This window comes from Streptomyces niveiscabiei (assembly GCF_033794345.1).
In the GTDB taxonomy this organism is placed as follows: Bacteria; Actinomycetota; Actinomycetes; order Streptomycetales; family Streptomycetaceae; genus Streptomyces; species Streptomyces niveiscabiei.
Genome location: NZ_JARAYJ010000013.1, coordinates 1 through 15,743, shown reverse-complemented (window position 1 = coordinate 15,743; position 15,743 = coordinate 1). Strand labels below are relative to the sequence as shown.

The 15,743-nt window shown below is 71.2% G+C and carries 16 protein-coding genes; 4 read left to right on the top strand and 12 right to left on the bottom strand.

Annotation, left to right across the window (positions count from 1 at the left end; translation table 11 throughout):
• Nucleotides 1-88 precede the first annotated feature (88 nt).
• Nucleotides 89-1,066 (top strand): aminoglycoside phosphotransferase family protein, encoded by a 978-nt coding sequence (locus PV682_RS19525; RefSeq protein ID WP_319731529.1) that lies wholly within the window; start codon nucleotides 89-91, stop codon nucleotides 1,064-1,066.
• Nucleotides 1,063-1,830 carry an SDR family oxidoreductase gene (locus tag PV682_RS19520; protein ID WP_319731527.1) on the top strand — a complete coding sequence of 256 codons (768 nt, stop codon included), beginning with the start codon at nucleotides 1,063-1,065 and terminating at the stop codon, nucleotides 1,828-1,830. The genes PV682_RS19525 and PV682_RS19520 overlap by 4 nt, the downstream gene beginning before the upstream one ends.
• Before the next feature lie 2 nt (nucleotides 1,831-1,832).
• On the opposite strand, the gene PV682_RS19515 is transcribed toward PV682_RS19520, so the two are convergent.
• The 3 genes from PV682_RS19515 to PV682_RS19505 form a co-directional block, all read right to left on the bottom strand.
• Complete coding sequence (locus tag PV682_RS19515; protein ID WP_319731525.1) at nucleotides 1,833-2,267, bottom strand: hypothetical protein; 435 nt, start codon at nucleotides 2,265-2,267, stop codon at nucleotides 1,833-1,835.
• 39 nt (nucleotides 2,268-2,306) lie between these two features.
• Nucleotides 2,307-4,226, bottom strand: coding sequence for an AMP-dependent synthetase/ligase (locus tag PV682_RS19510; protein WP_319731522.1), 1,920 nt, complete (start codon nucleotides 4,224-4,226; stop codon nucleotides 2,307-2,309).
• A 213-nt stretch (nucleotides 4,227-4,439) separates the two neighbouring features.
• Entirely contained in the window at nucleotides 4,440-5,762 is a 1,323-nt protein-coding gene (locus PV682_RS19505) for an acetyl-CoA C-acetyltransferase (RefSeq protein WP_319731520.1), read from the bottom strand.
• 98 nt (nucleotides 5,763-5,860) lie between these two features.
• On the opposite strand from PV682_RS19505, the gene PV682_RS19500 reads away from it, so the two are divergent.
• Nucleotides 5,861-7,159, top strand: coding sequence for a 3-oxoacyl-ACP reductase (locus PV682_RS19500; protein WP_319731518.1), 1,299 nt, complete (start codon nucleotides 5,861-5,863; stop codon nucleotides 7,157-7,159).
• Nucleotides 7,159-8,028 (top strand): MaoC family dehydratase, encoded by an 870-nt coding sequence (locus PV682_RS19495; RefSeq protein ID WP_319731516.1) that lies wholly within the window; start codon nucleotides 7,159-7,161, stop codon nucleotides 8,026-8,028. The genes PV682_RS19500 and PV682_RS19495 overlap by 1 nt, the downstream gene beginning before the upstream one ends.
• 184 nt (nucleotides 8,029-8,212) lie before the next feature.
• On the opposite strand, the gene PV682_RS19490 is transcribed toward PV682_RS19495, so the two are convergent.
• The 9 genes from PV682_RS19490 to PV682_RS19450 form a co-directional block, all read right to left on the bottom strand.
• Entirely contained in the window at nucleotides 8,213-8,857 is a 645-nt protein-coding gene (locus PV682_RS19490) for a TetR/AcrR family transcriptional regulator (protein ID WP_319731514.1), read from the bottom strand.
• Between the two features lie 89 nt (nucleotides 8,858-8,946).
• Nucleotides 8,947-9,252, bottom strand: coding sequence for a DUF4229 domain-containing protein (locus PV682_RS19485; RefSeq protein WP_319731512.1), 306 nt, complete (start codon nucleotides 9,250-9,252; stop codon nucleotides 8,947-8,949).
• A gap of 74 nt (nucleotides 9,253-9,326) precedes the next feature.
• Nucleotides 9,327-9,851, bottom strand: a complete 525-nt coding sequence (locus PV682_RS19480) for a GNAT family N-acetyltransferase (protein ID WP_055723954.1) — start codon at nucleotides 9,849-9,851, stop codon at nucleotides 9,327-9,329.
• A 68-nt stretch (nucleotides 9,852-9,919) separates the two neighbouring features.
• Nucleotides 9,920-11,083 (bottom strand): aminofutalosine synthase MqnE, encoded by a 1,164-nt coding sequence (gene mqnE, locus PV682_RS19475; protein ID WP_055723955.1) that lies wholly within the window; start codon nucleotides 11,081-11,083, stop codon nucleotides 9,920-9,922.
• A gap of 71 nt (nucleotides 11,084-11,154) precedes the next feature.
• On the bottom strand, nucleotides 11,155-11,610 hold the full coding sequence (locus tag PV682_RS19470; protein WP_055723956.1) for an Lrp/AsnC family transcriptional regulator: 456 nt from the start codon (nucleotides 11,608-11,610) through the stop codon (nucleotides 11,155-11,157).
• 178 nt (nucleotides 11,611-11,788) lie between these two features.
• Nucleotides 11,789-12,475, bottom strand: a complete 687-nt coding sequence (locus PV682_RS19465; RefSeq protein WP_319731874.1) for a UbiX family flavin prenyltransferase — start codon at nucleotides 12,473-12,475, stop codon at nucleotides 11,789-11,791.
• Nucleotides 12,476-12,528: 53 nt separating this feature from the next.
• Complete coding sequence (locus tag PV682_RS19460; protein ID WP_319731507.1) at nucleotides 12,529-13,083, bottom strand: Uma2 family endonuclease; 555 nt, start codon at nucleotides 13,081-13,083, stop codon at nucleotides 12,529-12,531.
• A gap of 16 nt (nucleotides 13,084-13,099) precedes the next feature.
• On the bottom strand, nucleotides 13,100-14,002 hold the full coding sequence (gene mqnP / locus PV682_RS19455) for a menaquinone biosynthesis prenyltransferase MqnP (RefSeq protein ID WP_319731505.1): 903 nt from the start codon (nucleotides 14,000-14,002) through the stop codon (nucleotides 13,100-13,102).
• A gap of 82 nt (nucleotides 14,003-14,084) precedes the next feature.
• Nucleotides 14,085-15,536: a menaquinone biosynthesis decarboxylase gene (locus PV682_RS19450; protein WP_319731503.1), complete on the bottom strand. Its 1,452-nt coding sequence runs from the start codon at nucleotides 15,534-15,536 to the stop codon at nucleotides 14,085-14,087.
• Between the last annotated feature and the right edge of the window lie 207 nt (nucleotides 15,537-15,743).

Genomic DNA, 15,743 nt, shown 5'->3' with positions numbered 1-15,743 from the left:
CAGCCGGTACGGCTCCCGCGAGGTGCGGACTCGCGGCCGCGAACAGGCCGTACGCCTCCCGCGCTCAGCGCCGGACTAGAGTGCCCGGATGATCGAGGTACCCGAAGTCCTCGCCCGGACGACCATCGCCCGCGAGGGCGCGCCCGGTGAGCGCTGGATCCGCGAACTCCCCGGCATCGTCGCAGAGTTGCTCGACCGCTGGGGGTGCGTGGTCGACGGTGGGCTGATGTTCGGCGGGGTCGGGCTCGTCGTACCCGTAGTACGGGAGAGCCAGGGGCCTGCCGTGCTGAAGGTCTCCTTTCCGCACCCCGGCAACGTCCATGAACCCGACGCCTTCGCCGCCTGGGCCGGGCAGGGTGCCGTTCTGCTGTACGAGCGGGACGACGCGCGGTTCGCGATGCTGCTGGAGCGGGTCGGGTCGTCGACGCTGGGTGAGAGCGAGACCGACGAGGATGTCATCGCGTCGGTCGCCGGGCAGCTCAGCCGGCGGCTCGCGGTGCCCGCGCCCGCGCACCTGCCCCGGCTCAGCGCTCGTGCCGACGAGTGGGCCGAGCAACTCCACGTCGACGCGCGGGAGTTGGCGCACGGCCTCCCCGCCCGCGTCCTCGACTCCGCGCACGCCACCGTGCGGGACCTCGGCCGGGATCAGCCCGACACCCTCGTCCACGGCGACCTGCACGCCCGGAACATCCTGCCCGCCGAGCGGGAGCCATGGCTCGCGGTGGACCCCAAGGGGTATGCGGGCGACCAGGGTTACGACGGGGCGAACTTCCTCAAGACGCGGGCGTTCTCGCTGCTGGTGGCGCCGGATCTGCGGGCGGCGACGCTGCGGCTCCTGGACGTCTTCGGCGAGGCGGCCGGCGTCGACCGGGAGCGGCTGCGGCGGTGGGCCCAACTCCACGCCGTACAGGCCGCGTTCTGGGCGAGACGGCACGGCTTCCGGGTGGCGCGGGGCGGGCCGGAGCTGGAGCGGCTCACCGCGTTCGCGGAGGAGTTGGCGGAGGTGCTGACGGACGGAAAAGCGTTTGCGGCGGCGCCGGGCCTGCCCGACCATCCTCGTCCATGACGACAACGCCTTCCCGCCCGCTCGCCCTGCTCACCGGAGTCGGCCGGACGGTCGGCATCGGGGCGGCGATAGCGGACCGACTCGCCGCCTCCGGCTGGGACATCGCGTTCACGCACTGGACGCCGTACGACGACCGCATGGCCTGGGGGCGGGAGCCGGGCGCGGCGGAGGTGATCGCGGCCGGGCTCGCGGCGCGGGGTGCCGCCGTGCACGCGGTCGAGGCGGACCTCTCCCAAGTCGACTCCCCGGCAAGGATCTTCGACGAGGTCGAGGAGCGGCTCGGCAAGGTCACCGCGCTGGTGATGTGCCACTGCGAGAGCGTCGACTCGGGCATCCTCGACACCAGCGTGGAGAGCTTCGACCTGCACTTCGCGGTCAACGCGCGAGCGAGCTGGCTGCTGATCCGCGAGTTCGGCCGCCGCTTCGACGCCCCGCGCGGCACGGGCCGTATCGTCGCCCTGACCAGCGACCACACCGTGCACAACCTGCCGTACGGCGCGAGCAAGGGCGCCCTGGACCGCATCACCCAGGCCGCCGCGCGCGAGCTGGCCCACCTCGGGATCACCGCGAACGTCGTCAACCCCGGCCCCGTGGACACGGGTTGGATGAACGACGAGATCCGCTCCTCGGTGCTCGCGCGAACTCCCCTGGGCCGTATGGGCACTCCGCGGGACACCGCCCACCTCGTCGGCTTCCTGTGCTCTGCCGAGGGGCAGTGGGTCAACGGCCAACTCCTCCGGAGCGATGGGGGGTTCGCCGCGTAGGGTCACGGGGTCAGTGCGGAGTCGTACGCGGCCCGGTCGAACTGGAAGGGGCCGAGGGGGAGTTCGCCCCAGTGTTCGCGGTTCGGCTGGCGGAAGTCCGACCAGGTGACCGTCGTGTCCGTCACGGCGATGCGCGCCGTCAGCGGCCAGCAGGCCCAGATCCCGCAGGGGCAGCCGAGGAGGAACGCGTCCGGGGCCGGTGTACGGAAGTGGTCCGTGGTGAACACCTCGACGTGCAGCCCCGCGTGCTGTTCGAGGAGGAAGCGTTCGACCTCGTCCTCGGTCTCGTCCGCCCAGTCCTCCGCGAGTTCTCGGCGCCACAACTCGCGGGTGGCGTCGGCGACTTGTTCGCGCAGGTCGCGGCCGTCGACGCGGATGCCGCGCAGGGGGCCGGGTTCGCCGTCGAGGCGGTAGGGGAAGAACTCGATGCGGTTCACGGCCTCATCGTCGCCGACCCGGCCGCTTCCGGCGAGCCTTCACCGCTGCTCGTACAGGCCCTCGACGACGTCCGCGAAGTCCCGCAGGATCGTCGCCCTCCGGAGTTTCATCGAGGGCGTCAAGTGGCCTGCCGTCTCGGTGAAGTCGGTGGGCAGGACGGCGAACTTCCTGATGGATTCGGGGCGGGAGACGAGTTTGTTGGCCTCGTCGACGGCGCGTTGCAGGAGGGATTCCAACTCCTCGTCTCCGAGGAGGAGTTCGACGGGGACGGGGTGTTTGCCGTTCATGCGGCGCCAGTGGGTGACGCCCTCGGGGTCGAGGGTGATGAGGGCGGAGACGTAGGGGCGGCCGTCGCCGAGGACCATGCACTGGGAGATCAGGGGGTGGGAGCGGAGCCAGTCCTCAAGTGGCGCCGGGGCGACGCTCTTTCCGCCCGCCGTGATGATCATTTCCTTCTTGCGGCCGGTGATCGTGAGGTAGCCCTCGTCGTCCAGCTCCCCTATGTCGCCGGTCGCCAGCCACCCGTCGGGCGCGGCGGGGACGACGCCTCCGGCGGACGGGTCCCAGTAGCCGCGCAGGACGTGGTCCCCGGCGATGAGGATCTCGCCGTCCGCCGCGATCCGGATGCGGGTGCCCGGCATGGGCCAACCGACCGTGCCCAGCCGGGGTTTGAGGGGCGGCGTCACCGTCGTCGCGCCGGTCGTCTCGGTGAGGCCGTACCCCTCGTAGATCTCGATTCCGGCGCCGAGGTAGAAGGAGGAGAGGCGGCGGCCGAGCGGGGAGCCGCCGCAGATGGCGTGCCGGACCCTGCCGCCCATGGCGTTGCGGATACGGCGGTAGACGAGCGGGTCGTAGAAGGTGCGGGCGGTGCGCAGGGCCGCGCCGGGGCCCGAGCCGGTGCCGGTCTTCTGCGCCTCGACGGCCTCGCCGTAGCGGCGGGCGACGGACACGGCCCGGTCGAAGGAGGTGACCCGGCCGCCCGCCTCGGCGCGGGCCCGCGCCACGTTGAAGACCTTCTCCAGCATGTAGGGGATCGCGAGCAGGCAGGTCGGTTTGAACGCGGCGAGATCCGGGAGGAGTTGCTCGGACTTGATGCTCGGCGCGTGCCCGAGGCGGACCCGGGCGCGGACGGCGGCGATGGCGACCATCCGGCCGAAGACGTGCGACATGGGCAGGAAGAGCAGGACGGAGACCTCGATGCCCTGCGCCTTGAAGACCGGGTGGAGGAGCTCGATCGCGTTGTCCACCTCGGCGAAGAAATTGCCGTGGGTGATGGCGCAGCCCTTGGGTCGTCCCGTAGTACCTGAGGTGTAGATGAGGGTGCACAGGGTGTCGGGGATCAGCATCCCCCTGCGGATCTCCACCTCGGCGTCGGGGACGTGCGCCCCGGCCTCCGCGAGCCGCTCCACGTGCCCTTTCTCCATCACCCAGATGTGCCGCAGGTCGGGCAGCCGGTCCCGCTCGGGCCCGATGGCCGAGGCCTGCCCGATGGTCTCGGTCACGAGGGCTACGGCGCCGGAGTCCTGGAGTATCCAGCGGACCTGGAAGACCGACGAGGTGGGGTAGACGGGTACGGTGACGAGCCCGGCGGCCCACGCCGCGAAGTCGAGGAGTGTCCACTCGTACGTCGTACGGGCCATGATCGCGATCCGGTCCCCCGGCACCAGGCCCTCGGCGATCAGCCCCTTGGCGACGGCGTGGACCTGCGCGGCGAACTGCGCCGCCGTCACGTCGCTCCAGTTCCCCTCGGCGTCGCGCCTGCTGAGGACGATCTGGCCGGGCGCCACCGCCGCGTTGTCGTACGGGAGTTCCGCGAGCGAGCCGTGGGTGACGGGTGGCGCGAGCGCCGGTACGGCCGCCTCGCGGACGACTCCGTCGAGCCGCCGGACCTCGGGCTCGACGAGGGCGGGGGGAGCGCCGTCGGCGTAGTCGGCCGACGAGGGGTACGAGGTGGACACAGGCGGCTCCCTGGGCGCGCAGCGGAAAAAACGCTTGCTGATACGGGCCTCGCGCACCGGGGCGTTCAGCCCCGGAGCCTCGGGGAAAGCAGTTACCAACGGTTACCAGCGGTTAGGCAAGGCGATCGTACGGTGCTGACGTGGGGGGCCTGTGAGGGTCGAGAGGTGGTCCGGGGGCGGGGCTGTGCAGTATCGAGGTTATATGAGGAAGTGTCACGTTCGCTCCAGGATCGCGGTCACCCCCTGTCCCCCGGCGGCGCAGATGGAGATCAACCCCCGCCCGGGGGCGTCCCGTTCGGCCAGCAGCTTGGCCAGCGTCGCGACGATCCGGGCGCCCGTCGCCGCGAAGGGGTGACCGGTCGCCAGGGAGGAGCCGGTGACGTTGAGCCGCTCGCGGTCGACCGGCGCGAGCCCCTGCTTCTCCCAGGCGGCCAGCGTCGCCAACACCTGTGAGGCGAACGCCTCGTGGATCTCGACGAAGTCGAAGTCCTCCATCCCCAGGCCCGTTCGCTCCAGCATGCGCGGTACGGCGTACGCGGGCGCCATCAGCAGGCCGTCCTCCCCGCCGGCGACGTCACCGCGTACGAAGTCCACCGCCGCCGTCTCGTACGCGGTGAGGTACGCCAGCGGCTCCAACCCCCGGGTCTGCGCCCACTCTTCGGAGGCGAGCAGCACGACGGCGGCGCCGTCGGTGAGCGGCGTCGAATTGCCCGCCGTCATAGTCGGGTTGGGGCCGTCGGTCCCGAACACCGGCTTGAGCCGGGCGAGTTTCTCGACCGTCGAGTCGGGGCGCAGGTTCTGGTCGCGCTTGAGGCCCCGGAAGGGGACGACGAGGTCGTCGAGGAAGCCGCTCTCGTAGGCCTCCGCGAGGCGCTGGTGGCTCGCCGCCGCCAACTCGTCCTGTTCTTCACGGGAGATGCCCCAGGCCCGGGCGGTCACCGCCGCGTGCTCGCCCATCGAAAGTCCCGTACGGGGTTCGGAGTTGCGCGGAATGTCGGGGACGAGGTGGCCGGGGCGGATCTTCGCGAGGGCCTTGAGGCGGGCGCCGGTGGACTTCGCCCGGCGGGCCTCCAGCAGGATGCGGCGCAGGCTGTCGTTGACGCCGAGCGGGGCATCGCTCGCGGTGTCGACGCCGCCCGCGACGGCCGAGTCGGTCTGGCCGAGGGCGATCTTGTTGGCGGCGGCGATGATCGCCTGGAGGCCGGTGCCGCACGCCTGCTGGATGTCGTACGCCGGGGTCCGCGCGTCCAGCTTCGAGCCGAGGAGCGTCTCGCGGGCGAGGTTGAAGTCGCGGCTGTGCTTGAGGACCGCCCCGGCGACGAACTCGCCCACCACGCCCGGGACATCGAGTCCGTGGCGCAGGGCGAGGCCGTTCACGGCGGCCGTGAGCATCTCCTGGTTGGAGGCGGTCGCGTAGGGGCCGTCGGAGCGCGCGAAGGGGGTGCGGGCGCCGCCGAGCACCGCGACCCGGCGGGCGCGCGGAGGCTCGACCGGGGGCTTCGACTCGCCGTCGCGCACCAGCTCCAGGGGACTCATCTCGACCTGCTCCTCACCCTTGACCTAGACTTACCCCAGGTAACCTTACTCCGGAGTAAGTAATTCCGCCGGGCCCGTGCGAGACTTGGGAGACGTACATGGCCGACCGCTATCTGAGCTTCACCGCCACCGCACCCGGCCGTTTCCTCACCCGCCGGCTCGGCCTGCCGCAGCCCGCCGCGCTCGCCCGCTGGTCGCCCGAACGCCCGTCCCTCACCGGCACCTTGGTTCACCTTACGGCCGGTACGTCGGCGCTCGACCTCTCACCCGTCCTCGCCCGTACGGGACTTGGCGCCGGCTCCGGCGATCCGGCGGCGGTCGTCCTGGACGCGACCGGGGTGCGCGACGTCGAGACGCTCGCCGAGGTCCACGCCGCCCTGCACCCCGTCGTCCGGTCCGTCGCCGCGAGCGGGCGGATCGTCGTGCTGGGGGCGCCACTTGACGCCGCCGATCACCAACAGGCCGCCGTACAGCAGGCGTTGGAAGGGTTCACCCGGTCGCTGGGCAAGGAGATCGGACGCGGGCGGACCGTGAACCTCGTGCGGGTCACCGACGCCGGGGCCGCCGAGTCGACGCTGCGGTTCCTGCTCTCGCCCAAGTCCGCGTACGTCAGCGGGCAGGTCGTCGAGGTGGGCGGCGGCGAGGCGTTCACCGGGGACTGGGAGCGGCCCCTCGCGGGGCGGACCGCGCTGGTCACCGGGGGTGCGCGGGGCATCGGCGCGGCCGTCGCCGAGACGCTCGCCAGGGACGGCGCCGAGGTCGTCGTCCTCGACGTGCCGCAGGCCGAGGAGGAGGCGCGGCGGCTTGCCGGGCGGCTCGGCGGGCGGGCGCTCGCGCTGGACATCACCGCCGCCGACGCCGGGGAGCGGATCGCCGCCGAACTCCCGGACGGGCTCGACGTGTTGATCCACAACGCCGGGATCACCCGCGACCGGCGGCTGGTCAACATGCCCGCCGAGCGGTGGAGTTCGGTGCTCGACGTCAACCTCGCGAGCGTGCTGCGCACCACCGACGTCCTGCTCGGGAAGGGGACCCTGCGGCCGGGCGGGCGGATCGTCGCCACCGCGTCCATCGCCGGTCTCGCGGGGAACGCCGGGCAGACCAACTACGGGGCCTCCAAGGCCGGGATCGCCGGTCTCGTCCGGGCGCTCGCGCCGCACGCGCTCGCCGGACACGGGGTGACCGTGAACGCCGTCGCGCCCGGGTTCATCGAGACGAAGATGACCGCCGCCGTGCCGCTGTTCATCCGGGAGGCCGGGCGGCGGATGAACTCCCTCGCGCAGGGCGGGATTCCGGCGGACGTCGCCGAGACGACGGCCTGGCTCGCGCATCCCGCGTCCGGGGCCGTCAACGGGCAGGTCGTGCGGGTGTGCGGCCAGAGTCTGCTGGGGGCCTGATGCCGACGCTCGCCGCCGTTCCGTCGCTGGTCCCGTCCTTCGTCCGGGGTGCGCTCCTCTCCCCCTTCAAACGGCCGCGTGCCGACGCCGAGTTCACGCGGGAGCGGGTCGTCGTGCCGGGGCTGCGGATCGACCTCGTGCGGCTGTCGGCGTACGAACGCGTCTGCGGATTCGCCACCGGGGACGACTCGTTGCCGGTGACCTATCCGCACGTCCTCGGGTTCCCGCTGGCCATGCGGCTGATGAGCGCCCGGAGTTTCCCGCTGCCGCTGCTCGGGCTCGTGCACACGTCCATCGAGATCAGCCGGTACGGGACGCTCGCGGCGACCGGGGTGTACGAACTCGGCGTCCACGTCGAAGAGTTGGCACCGCATCGCCGGGGGACCGAGGCGACGGTCGTCACCGGGTTGCGGCGGGACGGGGAGGTCGTGTGGGAGTCGCGGAGCACGTATCTGGCGCGGCACCGGACGACGGGCGGGCCGGGCGAGGGAGTCGGCGCTCCCCCGGAGGAGGGGTGCCCGCGGCCCGTGCTCGACGAGTGGCGGCTGGCCGCAGACGTGGGGCGGCGGTACGCGGCGGCCTCCGGGGACCGCAACCCCATCCACCTCTACGCCCTCACCGCCCGCCTCTTCGGCTTCCCCCGCGCCATCGCCCACGGCATGTGGACCGCCGCACGCTGCCTCGCCGCCCACGGGACGCCTCCGGCGGTGCGGGTACGGGCGGAGTTCCGGGCGCCGGTACTGCTGCCGTCCGCCGTGGTGTTCGCTTCCGACGGGGGCCGGTTCGAGCTGCGGGAGCGGGCGCGGGACGGAGAGGCGGGGAGGGTGCATGTGAGCGGGCGGGTGGACCCGCTGGCGGAGGGGACCTGAGGACTAAGGCGGGCGGTGGACCCGCTGGCGGAGAGGGCCTGAGGACTAAGGCGGGCGGTGGACCCGCTGGCGGAGAGGGCCTGAGGACTAAGGCGGGCGGTGGACCCGCTGGCGGAGAGGGCCTGAGGCGGACGGGAGTACTACCCGGGGACTACTCCAGAGCTACTCCGGTGCCGACCCAGAGCTACTCCGGCGCCGACCACGTCCTGCGCCCCTCCATCAGGTTCGACAGCCCCGACCACGCGAAGTTCATCAGCGTCGTCGCCGCCTCCCGCGCGGTGACGCCGGCCGTCGTGTTCGCCCAGTCCGCCAGGGACTCGGCGGCGCCCACCAGCGCCTCCGCGAGGCCGGCGACCTCGCGTTCGGGGAGGTCGGGGTCGCGGTGGGCCTCGCGGGCGGCGGCGACGATGAGGCCAGTGACGAAGGCGACGATCTCCTCGCGCATCGCGGCGACCTCCAGGGCGAACCGCTCGCCGTGGGTGCGGGCCTGGAGATGGAGGACGGACCAGGCGTCCTGGTGCTCGGCGGTGTGCGCGAAGAACGCCCGCAGCCCGTCCCAGAGTTGGCGGTCGGCGGGCAGGTCCGTGGCGATCCCCGAGCGGATCGCGGCGACGAGCGCGGCGGCCTCGCGGCGGATGCACGAGGTGAAGAGATCGTCCTTGGAGTTGAGGTACAGATACACCAACGGCTTGGAGACACCGGCGAGTTCGGCTATCTCGTCCATCGAGGCGGCCATGTAGCCCCGGCGTCCGAAGATCCGCACTGCGGCGTCCAGCATCTGCTGCTCACGGACCGCGCGCGGCATCCGCTTGGTCTTCACGGCACCCATGAGCCAAGGTTAGGGCCTGTCCGGCGGTTCAACTCCCTCGCGGGCGGCGGCACTCGGATCAGCCGTCGGCCACGGCCGAACGGTGTGGCTCAGGTGGCCTGGCCCTGCACGCGCGGCCCCGCCTCGTCGGTCTCGGCGTCCTCCTGGGTGCGGTTGGCCTCCAGGTTGGCCTTCATGCGGTCGACGCGCGCGACGACGTTCTCGGAGGCCCGGTCGCGCTCCCCGCGCAGGGCGACGAAGCTGATCGGCGCGGAGAGGACCAGCGCGAGCAGCACGATCCACATGCCGTTGGAGTCGCCGAGGCCGCGCGGGACGATTCCGGCGTAGACGAGACCCCAGACGACCCCGAGGCAGCCCACGAAGATCCCGAGGCGCATCAGCGTGTAGCGGAGCATGGCAATCCACTCTTCCGGTTCGAAAAGGTCCGTCGTCCAGTCAACCACGCCTGACGGGCGATCTTGGACGGGGGTCAGACCAGGGGGAGCAGCATGATGATGTCGTCCCTGTCGTCCCCGGGAGCTACCCGGATCGCGTCCGGGATGCGGCCGACCTCCTTGTAGCCGCAGGACCCGTAGAACCGTTCCAGGCCGAGGCCGCCCCGGCAGGTGAGGCGGATCGCCTCGACGCCGTCGAGGGAGCGGGCGGCGGACTCGGCGGCGGCGAGCAGGTCGCGGCCGTACCCCTTGCCCTGGTGGGAGGGGTGGACCATCACCGTGTAGAGCCACAGCCAGTGCGCCATCAGGCGGTGGGTGTTGAGGCTGAGGAAGGCGGTCGCGGCGACCTTGCCCGCCTCGTCGTGCCCGACCAGCAGGCGGACCCGGCCCTCCGCCAGGTCCGCGAGGTGCTTCAGCAGCGCCGGGCGGACGGTCTCCCGGTCGACGGGCGGGACGAAGCCGACGGCGCCGCCCGCGTTGGAGACGTCCGTCCAGAGGTCGAGGACGCCGTCGCGGAGGTCCGGGGTGATGGCGGGATCGAAAGTGAAGGTAAGGGCCACAGGTCCATCTTAGATCTTACCCGGTGAGTACTGGCGGAGTACTGGCGGAGTACTGGCGGAGTACTGGCTCACACCCGCATCGGCTGCGGCGACTCGCGGCGCAGCGGGTCCGGGCCGTCGTACTCGCGGATGACCTCGTAGCGCGTGTTGCGCTCCACCGGGCGGAAGCCGGCGTCGCGGATCAGGTCGAGGAGGTCCTCGCGGGTCAGCTTGTTCGGGGTGCCGAAGTTGTCCGCGTCGTGGGTGATCTTGTACTCGACGACCGAGCCGTCCATGTCGTCCGCGCCGTGCTGGAGGGCGAGTTGGGCGGTCTGCACGCCGTGCATCACCCAGAACACCTTGACGTGCGGGACGTTGTCGAAGAGGAGGCGGGAGACCGCGAACGTCTTCAGGGACTCGGCGCCGGTCGCCATCCGGGTGCGCTCCTGGAGGCGGTTGCGGACCTTGCCGTCCTTCAGGTCGACGAAGTCGTGCTGGTAGCGCAGCGGGATGAAGACCTGGAACCCGCCGGTCTCGTCCTGGAGTTCACGCAGCCGCAGCACGTGGTCGACGCGGTGGCGGTGCTCCTCGATGTGCCCGTACAGCATGGTGCACGGGGTCTTGAGGCCCTTCTCGTGCGCCAGGCGGTGGATGCGCGACCAGTCCTCCCAGTGGGTGCGGTGGTCGACGATGTGCTGCCGGACCTCCCAGTCGAAGATCTCGGCGCCGCCGCCGGTCAGCGACTCCAGGCCCGCGTCGATGAGTTCGTCGAGGATCTCGGAGGCGGACAGCCCGGAGATCGTCTCGAAGTGGTGGATCTCCGTCGCCGTGAACGCCTTCAGGGAGACGTTCGGCAGGGCCGCCTTCAGCTCGCGCAGGGACCGGGGGTAGTACCTCCAGGGGAGGTTGGGGTGCAGGCCGTTGACGATGTGGAGTTCGGTGAGGTTCTCCGACTCCATCTCCGTCGCCAGCCGGACGGCCTCCTCGATGCGCATCGTGTACGCGTCCTTCTCGCCCGGCTTGCGCTGGAACGAGCAGTACGCGCACGACGCCGTGCACACGTTGGTCATGTTCAGGTGGCGGTTGACGTTGAAGTGGACCACGTCGCCGTTCTTGCGGGTGCGCACCTCGTGCGCGAGGCCGCCGAGCCAGGCCAGGTCGTCCGACGCGTACAGGGCGATGCCGTCCTCGCGGGTCAGCCGCTCGCCGGAGCGGACCTTCTCCTCCAGCTCGCGCTTGAGCCCGACGTCCATGCCTCCACCTTTCGTACGACAGCTCCCCCAAAGGTACCCCCGCGTCTACCACCCCCCTCCCGTAGTACCCCTCACACCTCCTCGGGCAGCGCCCCCACCCGGTTCTCCCACTTCGTCGACAGGACGATGGTCGTACGGGTACGGGATACCCCCTTCGTCCCCGACAGGCGGCGGATGATGCGCTCCAGGCCGTCCACGTCGCTCGCCCGCACCTTGAGCATGAACGAGTCGTCGCCGGCGATGAACCAGCAGTCCTCGATCTCGCCGAAGTCCTTCAGACGGCGGGCGACGTCCTCGTGGTCGGCGGCGTCCGAGAGGGAGATGCCGATCAGGGCGGTGACGCCGAGGCCGAGGGAGGCGGAGTCCACGGTGGCCCGGTAGCCGGTGATCACACCGGCCGCCTCCAGCCGGTTGATGCGGTCGGTGACGCTGGGTCCCGACAGGCCGACGAGGCGTCCCAGCTCCGCGTAGGAGGCCCGGCCGTTCTCCCTCAGGGCCTGGATGAGCTGCCTGTCCACGGCGTCCATGCGATTCGCGCCTTCCGATGAGAGATCCGTTCGCGCTCGAAGGGATCTGCGAGGTTCTGATGTGTGCCGGTGACGGTACGGAGGGTCCCCCACGGGCCTCCGGTTCCCCAGCCGCCGGGCCGGCCTCCCGTACTACCCGGGTAGACCCGTACGGGGCGTGTGTGATGCGGGGCGGCGCTCAGTCGGCGCGCGCGCCCCCAGTACCGGGTACCCGGCCGTCGCCGCCTCCGCCGCCGCCGAGTTCGCCCTTCCAGCGGCGGTAGAGACCGTGCGGGACGCCCGCCGAGTCCAGGATCCGGCCGGCCACGAAGTCGACCAGGTCCTGGATGTGGGTCGCGCCCGCGTAGAAGGCGGGCGAGGTGGGGACCACGCTCGCGCCCGCGTCGTCCAGGGTGACGAGGTGGCGCAGCGTCTGGCCGGTCAGCGGGCTCTCCCGGACGGCGACGACCAGCGGCCTGCGCTCCTTGAGGGTGACGCTCGCCGCCCGCTGGAGGAGGTCCTTCGACAGACCGAGGGCGACTCCGGCGACGCACGCCGTCGACGCGGGCACGATGATCATCCCCCTGGCGGGGTACGACCCCGAGGACGGGCCCGCGGCGAGGTCACCGGCCGGCCAGTACCGTACGCGGCTCAGCCCGACGTCGTAGCTCTGAGGTTTGCCGTCCGCGCCCCTGCCGAGCCACTCCCCGAGGTCCTCGCGCCAGTGCCCGTCCCGGAACGAGATCCCCGTCTCGTCCAGCAGGGTGAGCCGCGAGGCCCGGCTGACGACGAGGTCGACGCACTCGCCCGCTGCCAGCAACGCCCGCAGGACAGCGCCGGCATACGGCGTCCCCGACGCCCCCGACACCCCCACGATCCAAGGCACGCGCTCCGTTTCTCCTGCGTTCACACCTTGAGCGTACCGGCGGGCACGAAGAGCTACCGGCCGGGGGCCTTGGGGTCCACGGGGAGGGCGTGGGTGGGGATCGTGAGCTTGCCGAGCGGGGTGTCGACGACGAGGTCGGGACCGTACGGCACGGTGTCGCGCCCCCGGTAACCGTCCGGGCCGGGATTCCACATGGTCACGGCGTGGCCCTGGAGGGGGTCGAAGAGGAGGTGGTTGGCGATACCCCGGGAGGCGTACATCTGGGGTTTGATCTCGTAGTCCCGCCGGACGCTGCCGCGCGCGACGACCTCCGCGACCAGCGCGATCACGTGCGGCGGATAGGCGAGGTCGTTCCTGGCGATGTCCCTCTCGGGGATGACCGCCAGGTCGGGGCAGAACTCGTTGCCGTCGTCGAAGGGGAAGGCGGCGCGGCTGACCAGACCCCACCCCGGGGCGAGCTGCTGCTCCAGCGCGGTCCATACCCGCTGGGTGGTACTCCCGTGGTACGGGGTGACCGGCGTCGCCACCACGCTGCCCTCCACGATCTCCGTCAGGAAACCGGGGAACGCGTCCTCGAAGCGGGCGAGTCGCGTGTGCAGGCGGTCCATGGGAACCGCACCCTATTCAGACCGTCAGCCCCCGCACCAGCAGATCCAGCAGGGCGCACGCGAACAGGGCGATGCCGATGAAGCCGTTGACCGAGAAGAACGCCCGGTCGAGGCGGGAGAGGTCGTGGGGGCGGACGATCGTGTGTTCGTAGCCGAAGGCGCCGGCGACGATCAGCAGGCCCAGCCAGAAGAACGCGCCCGCGTCGGTGGCCAGGGCGTACCAGACGAACAGGGCCGTGGTGAGGGCGTGGCAGGCGCGGGCCGACCAGATCGCCGTAGGGATGCCGAAGCGGGCCGGGACCGACAGGACGCCGGTCTCGCGGTCCGTGTCGATGTCCTGGCAGGCGTAGATGAGGTCGAAGCCGCCGATCCAGATGCCGACCGCGAGGCCGAGGATCACCGCGTCCCAGGACCACTCGCCGGTGATCGCGAGCCAGCCGCCGATCGGGCCCATCGCCTGGGCGAGCCCGAGGATGGCCTGCGGGTAGTTCGTGAACCTTTTGCCGTACGGGTATACCACCATCGGGATGACGGCGACGGGGGCGAGCGCCAGGCACAGCGGGTTGAGCAGCGCCGCCGCGCCCAGGAAGATCACGACCGCGATCAGCGCGCCGGTCCACGCGTGCCGTACCGACACCGCGCCCGTCACCAGCTCGCGGTGCGCCGTGCGGGGATTGCGCGCGTCGATCTCGCGGTCGATGATCCGGTTGACGGCCATCGCGAACGTCCGCAGCCCGACCATGCAGACCGTCACGAGCAGCAGCCGGCCCCAGTGGATGTTCCGGTCGAGCTGGAACATCGCGGTGAGGGCGGCGATGTACGCGAAGGGCAGCGCGAAGATCGAGTGCTCGATCATCACGAGGCGCAGAAAAGCTCTCGTGCGCCCCGGCTGGGGCACCGCGGCGGCGGACGCGCTCACAGGCCGTACTCCGCATCACTCTGAGGTAGGGGGGTACCGGTACCCGCCCCCGCACCGCCGCTCGCGCGCACGCCACTCCGGCTCACAGCCCGTACTCCTTCCACCGCCGGTCGACCTTCGCCGCCGTATCCGGGTCCGACAGGACCATCTCCGGCCAGCCGCCGTCGCGGGTGTAGCCCTCCTCCACCCACTTCTTCGTCGCGTCGATGCCCGCCTTGCCGCCCCAGAACTGCTGGTACGACGCGTGGTCGAGGTGGTCGACGGGGCCCTCGACGACCGTGAGGTCGCGGGAGTAGTCCGTGTTGCCGAGGGCCCGCCACGCGACTTCGTGCAGGTCGTGGACGTCGCAGTCGGAGTCGACGATCACGATCAGCTTGGTCAGGGACATCATGTGGGCGCCCCAGATCGCGTGCATCACCTTCTGCGCGTGCTTGGGGTACTTCTTGTCGATCGAGACGATCGCGCAGTTGTGGAAGCCGCCCGCCTCGGGCAGGTGGTAGTCCACGATGTCCGGCACGATGATCTTCAGCAGCGGCAGGAAGAACCGCTCCGTGGCCCGCCCGAGGGGTCCGTCCTCGGTAGGGGGCCGGCCGACGACGATGGACTGGAGCAGCGGCCGTTTGCGCATCGTCACGCAGTCGATGGTCAGCGCGGGGAACGGCTCCTGCGGCGTGTAGAACCCGGTGTGGTCCCCGAAGGGCCCCTCGGGCAGCATCTCGCCGGGCTCCAGCCAGCCCTCCAGTACTACCTCCGCGGTAGCAGGGACCTGGAGGGGTACAGTCTTGCAGTCCACCATCTCGATCCGCTTGCCCGCGATGAAGCCGGCGAAGAGGTACTCGTCGATGTCACCCGGGAGGGGTGCGGTGGACGCGTACGTCACGGCGGGCGGACAGCCGAACGCGATCGCGACCGGCAGCCGCTCGCCCTTGCGGGCGGCGACCTGGTAGTGGTTGCGGCTGTCCTTGTGGATCTGCCAGTGCATGCCGATCGTGCGCTTGTCGTGGCGCTGGAGGCGGTACAGACCGAGGTTGCGTACGCCGCTGACGGGGTCCTTCGTGTGGGTCAGCCCCAGGTTGAAGAAGGAGCCGCCGTCCTGCGGCCAGGTGAACAGGGCCGGGAGCTGCTCCAGGTCGACCTCGTCACCCTGGAGTACTACTTCCTGGACCGGCGCGTCCTTGACCTTCTTCGGCGGTACGTGGGTCATCGCGCCGAGCTTGCCGAAGGCCTCCCGTACGCCGATGAAGCCCTGCGGCAGCTCGGGGCGCAGGAGGCCGCCGATCTTCTCGGTGATCTCCCCGTACGACTTGAGGCCGAGGGCCTTGAGGAGCCGGCGGTCGGTGCCGAAGACGTTCATGGCCAGCGGCATCGCCGAGCCCTTCACGTTCTCGAAGAGGAGCGCCGGACCGCCGGCCTTCTGGACGCGGTCGACGATCTCCCCGACCTCCAGATAGGGGTCGACCTCGGCTTTCACGCGCTTGAGGTCGCCCTCGCGTTCCAGGGCCCTGAGCAGGGAGCGAAGATCGTCGTAAGCCATGCGTCCCAGTATCGCCGAGGCACCTCACGGACCCGCGCACGGGCCCGTCGTACCTGAGGGCCAACCGTGTAGTACCGGAGGGGTGCCTCGCGCAGTACCCGGTAGTACCTAGATGATCGATTCCAAGGGGTCTGTGATCAGTGGTCGTAAGCGGTCAGTGAGCGAAGGACGGGCTGGCCGGTGTGGTCGTTGTGCCAGATCGCGGCG

Bases quoted from the DNA above. Each gene is read 5' to 3' on its own strand.
- PV682_RS19525 (WP_319731529.1), top strand. From the start codon at position 89: ATGATCGAGGTACCCGAAGTCCTCGCCCGGACGACCATCGCCCGCGAG.
- PV682_RS19520 (WP_319731527.1), top strand. From the start codon at position 1,063: ATGACGACAACGCCTTCCCGCCCGCTCGCCCTGCTCACCGGAGTCGGC.
- PV682_RS19505 (WP_319731520.1), bottom strand. From the start codon at position 5,762: ATGAGTCCCCTGGAGCTGGTGCGCGACGGCGAGTCGAAGCCCCCGGTC.
- PV682_RS19500 (WP_319731518.1), top strand. From the start codon at position 5,861: ATGGCCGACCGCTATCTGAGCTTCACCGCCACCGCACCCGGCCGTTTC.
- PV682_RS19495 (WP_319731516.1), top strand. From the start codon at position 7,159: ATGCCGACGCTCGCCGCCGTTCCGTCGCTGGTCCCGTCCTTCGTCCGG.
- PV682_RS19490 (WP_319731514.1), bottom strand. From the start codon at position 8,857: ATGGGTGCCGTGAAGACCAAGCGGATGCCGCGCGCGGTCCGTGAGCAG.
- PV682_RS19485 (WP_319731512.1), bottom strand. From the start codon at position 9,252: ATGCTCCGCTACACGCTGATGCGCCTCGGGATCTTCGTGGGCTGCCTC.
- mqnE (WP_055723955.1), bottom strand. From the start codon at position 11,083: ATGGACGTCGGGCTCAAGCGCGAGCTGGAGGAGAAGGTCCGCTCCGGC.
- PV682_RS19470 (WP_055723956.1), bottom strand. From the start codon at position 11,610: ATGGACGCCGTGGACAGGCAGCTCATCCAGGCCCTGAGGGAGAACGGC.
- PV682_RS19460 (WP_319731507.1), bottom strand. From the start codon at position 13,083: ATGGACCGCCTGCACACGCGACTCGCCCGCTTCGAGGACGCGTTCCCC.
- PV682_RS19450 (WP_319731503.1), bottom strand. From the start codon at position 15,536: ATGGCTTACGACGATCTTCGCTCCCTGCTCAGGGCCCTGGAACGCGAG.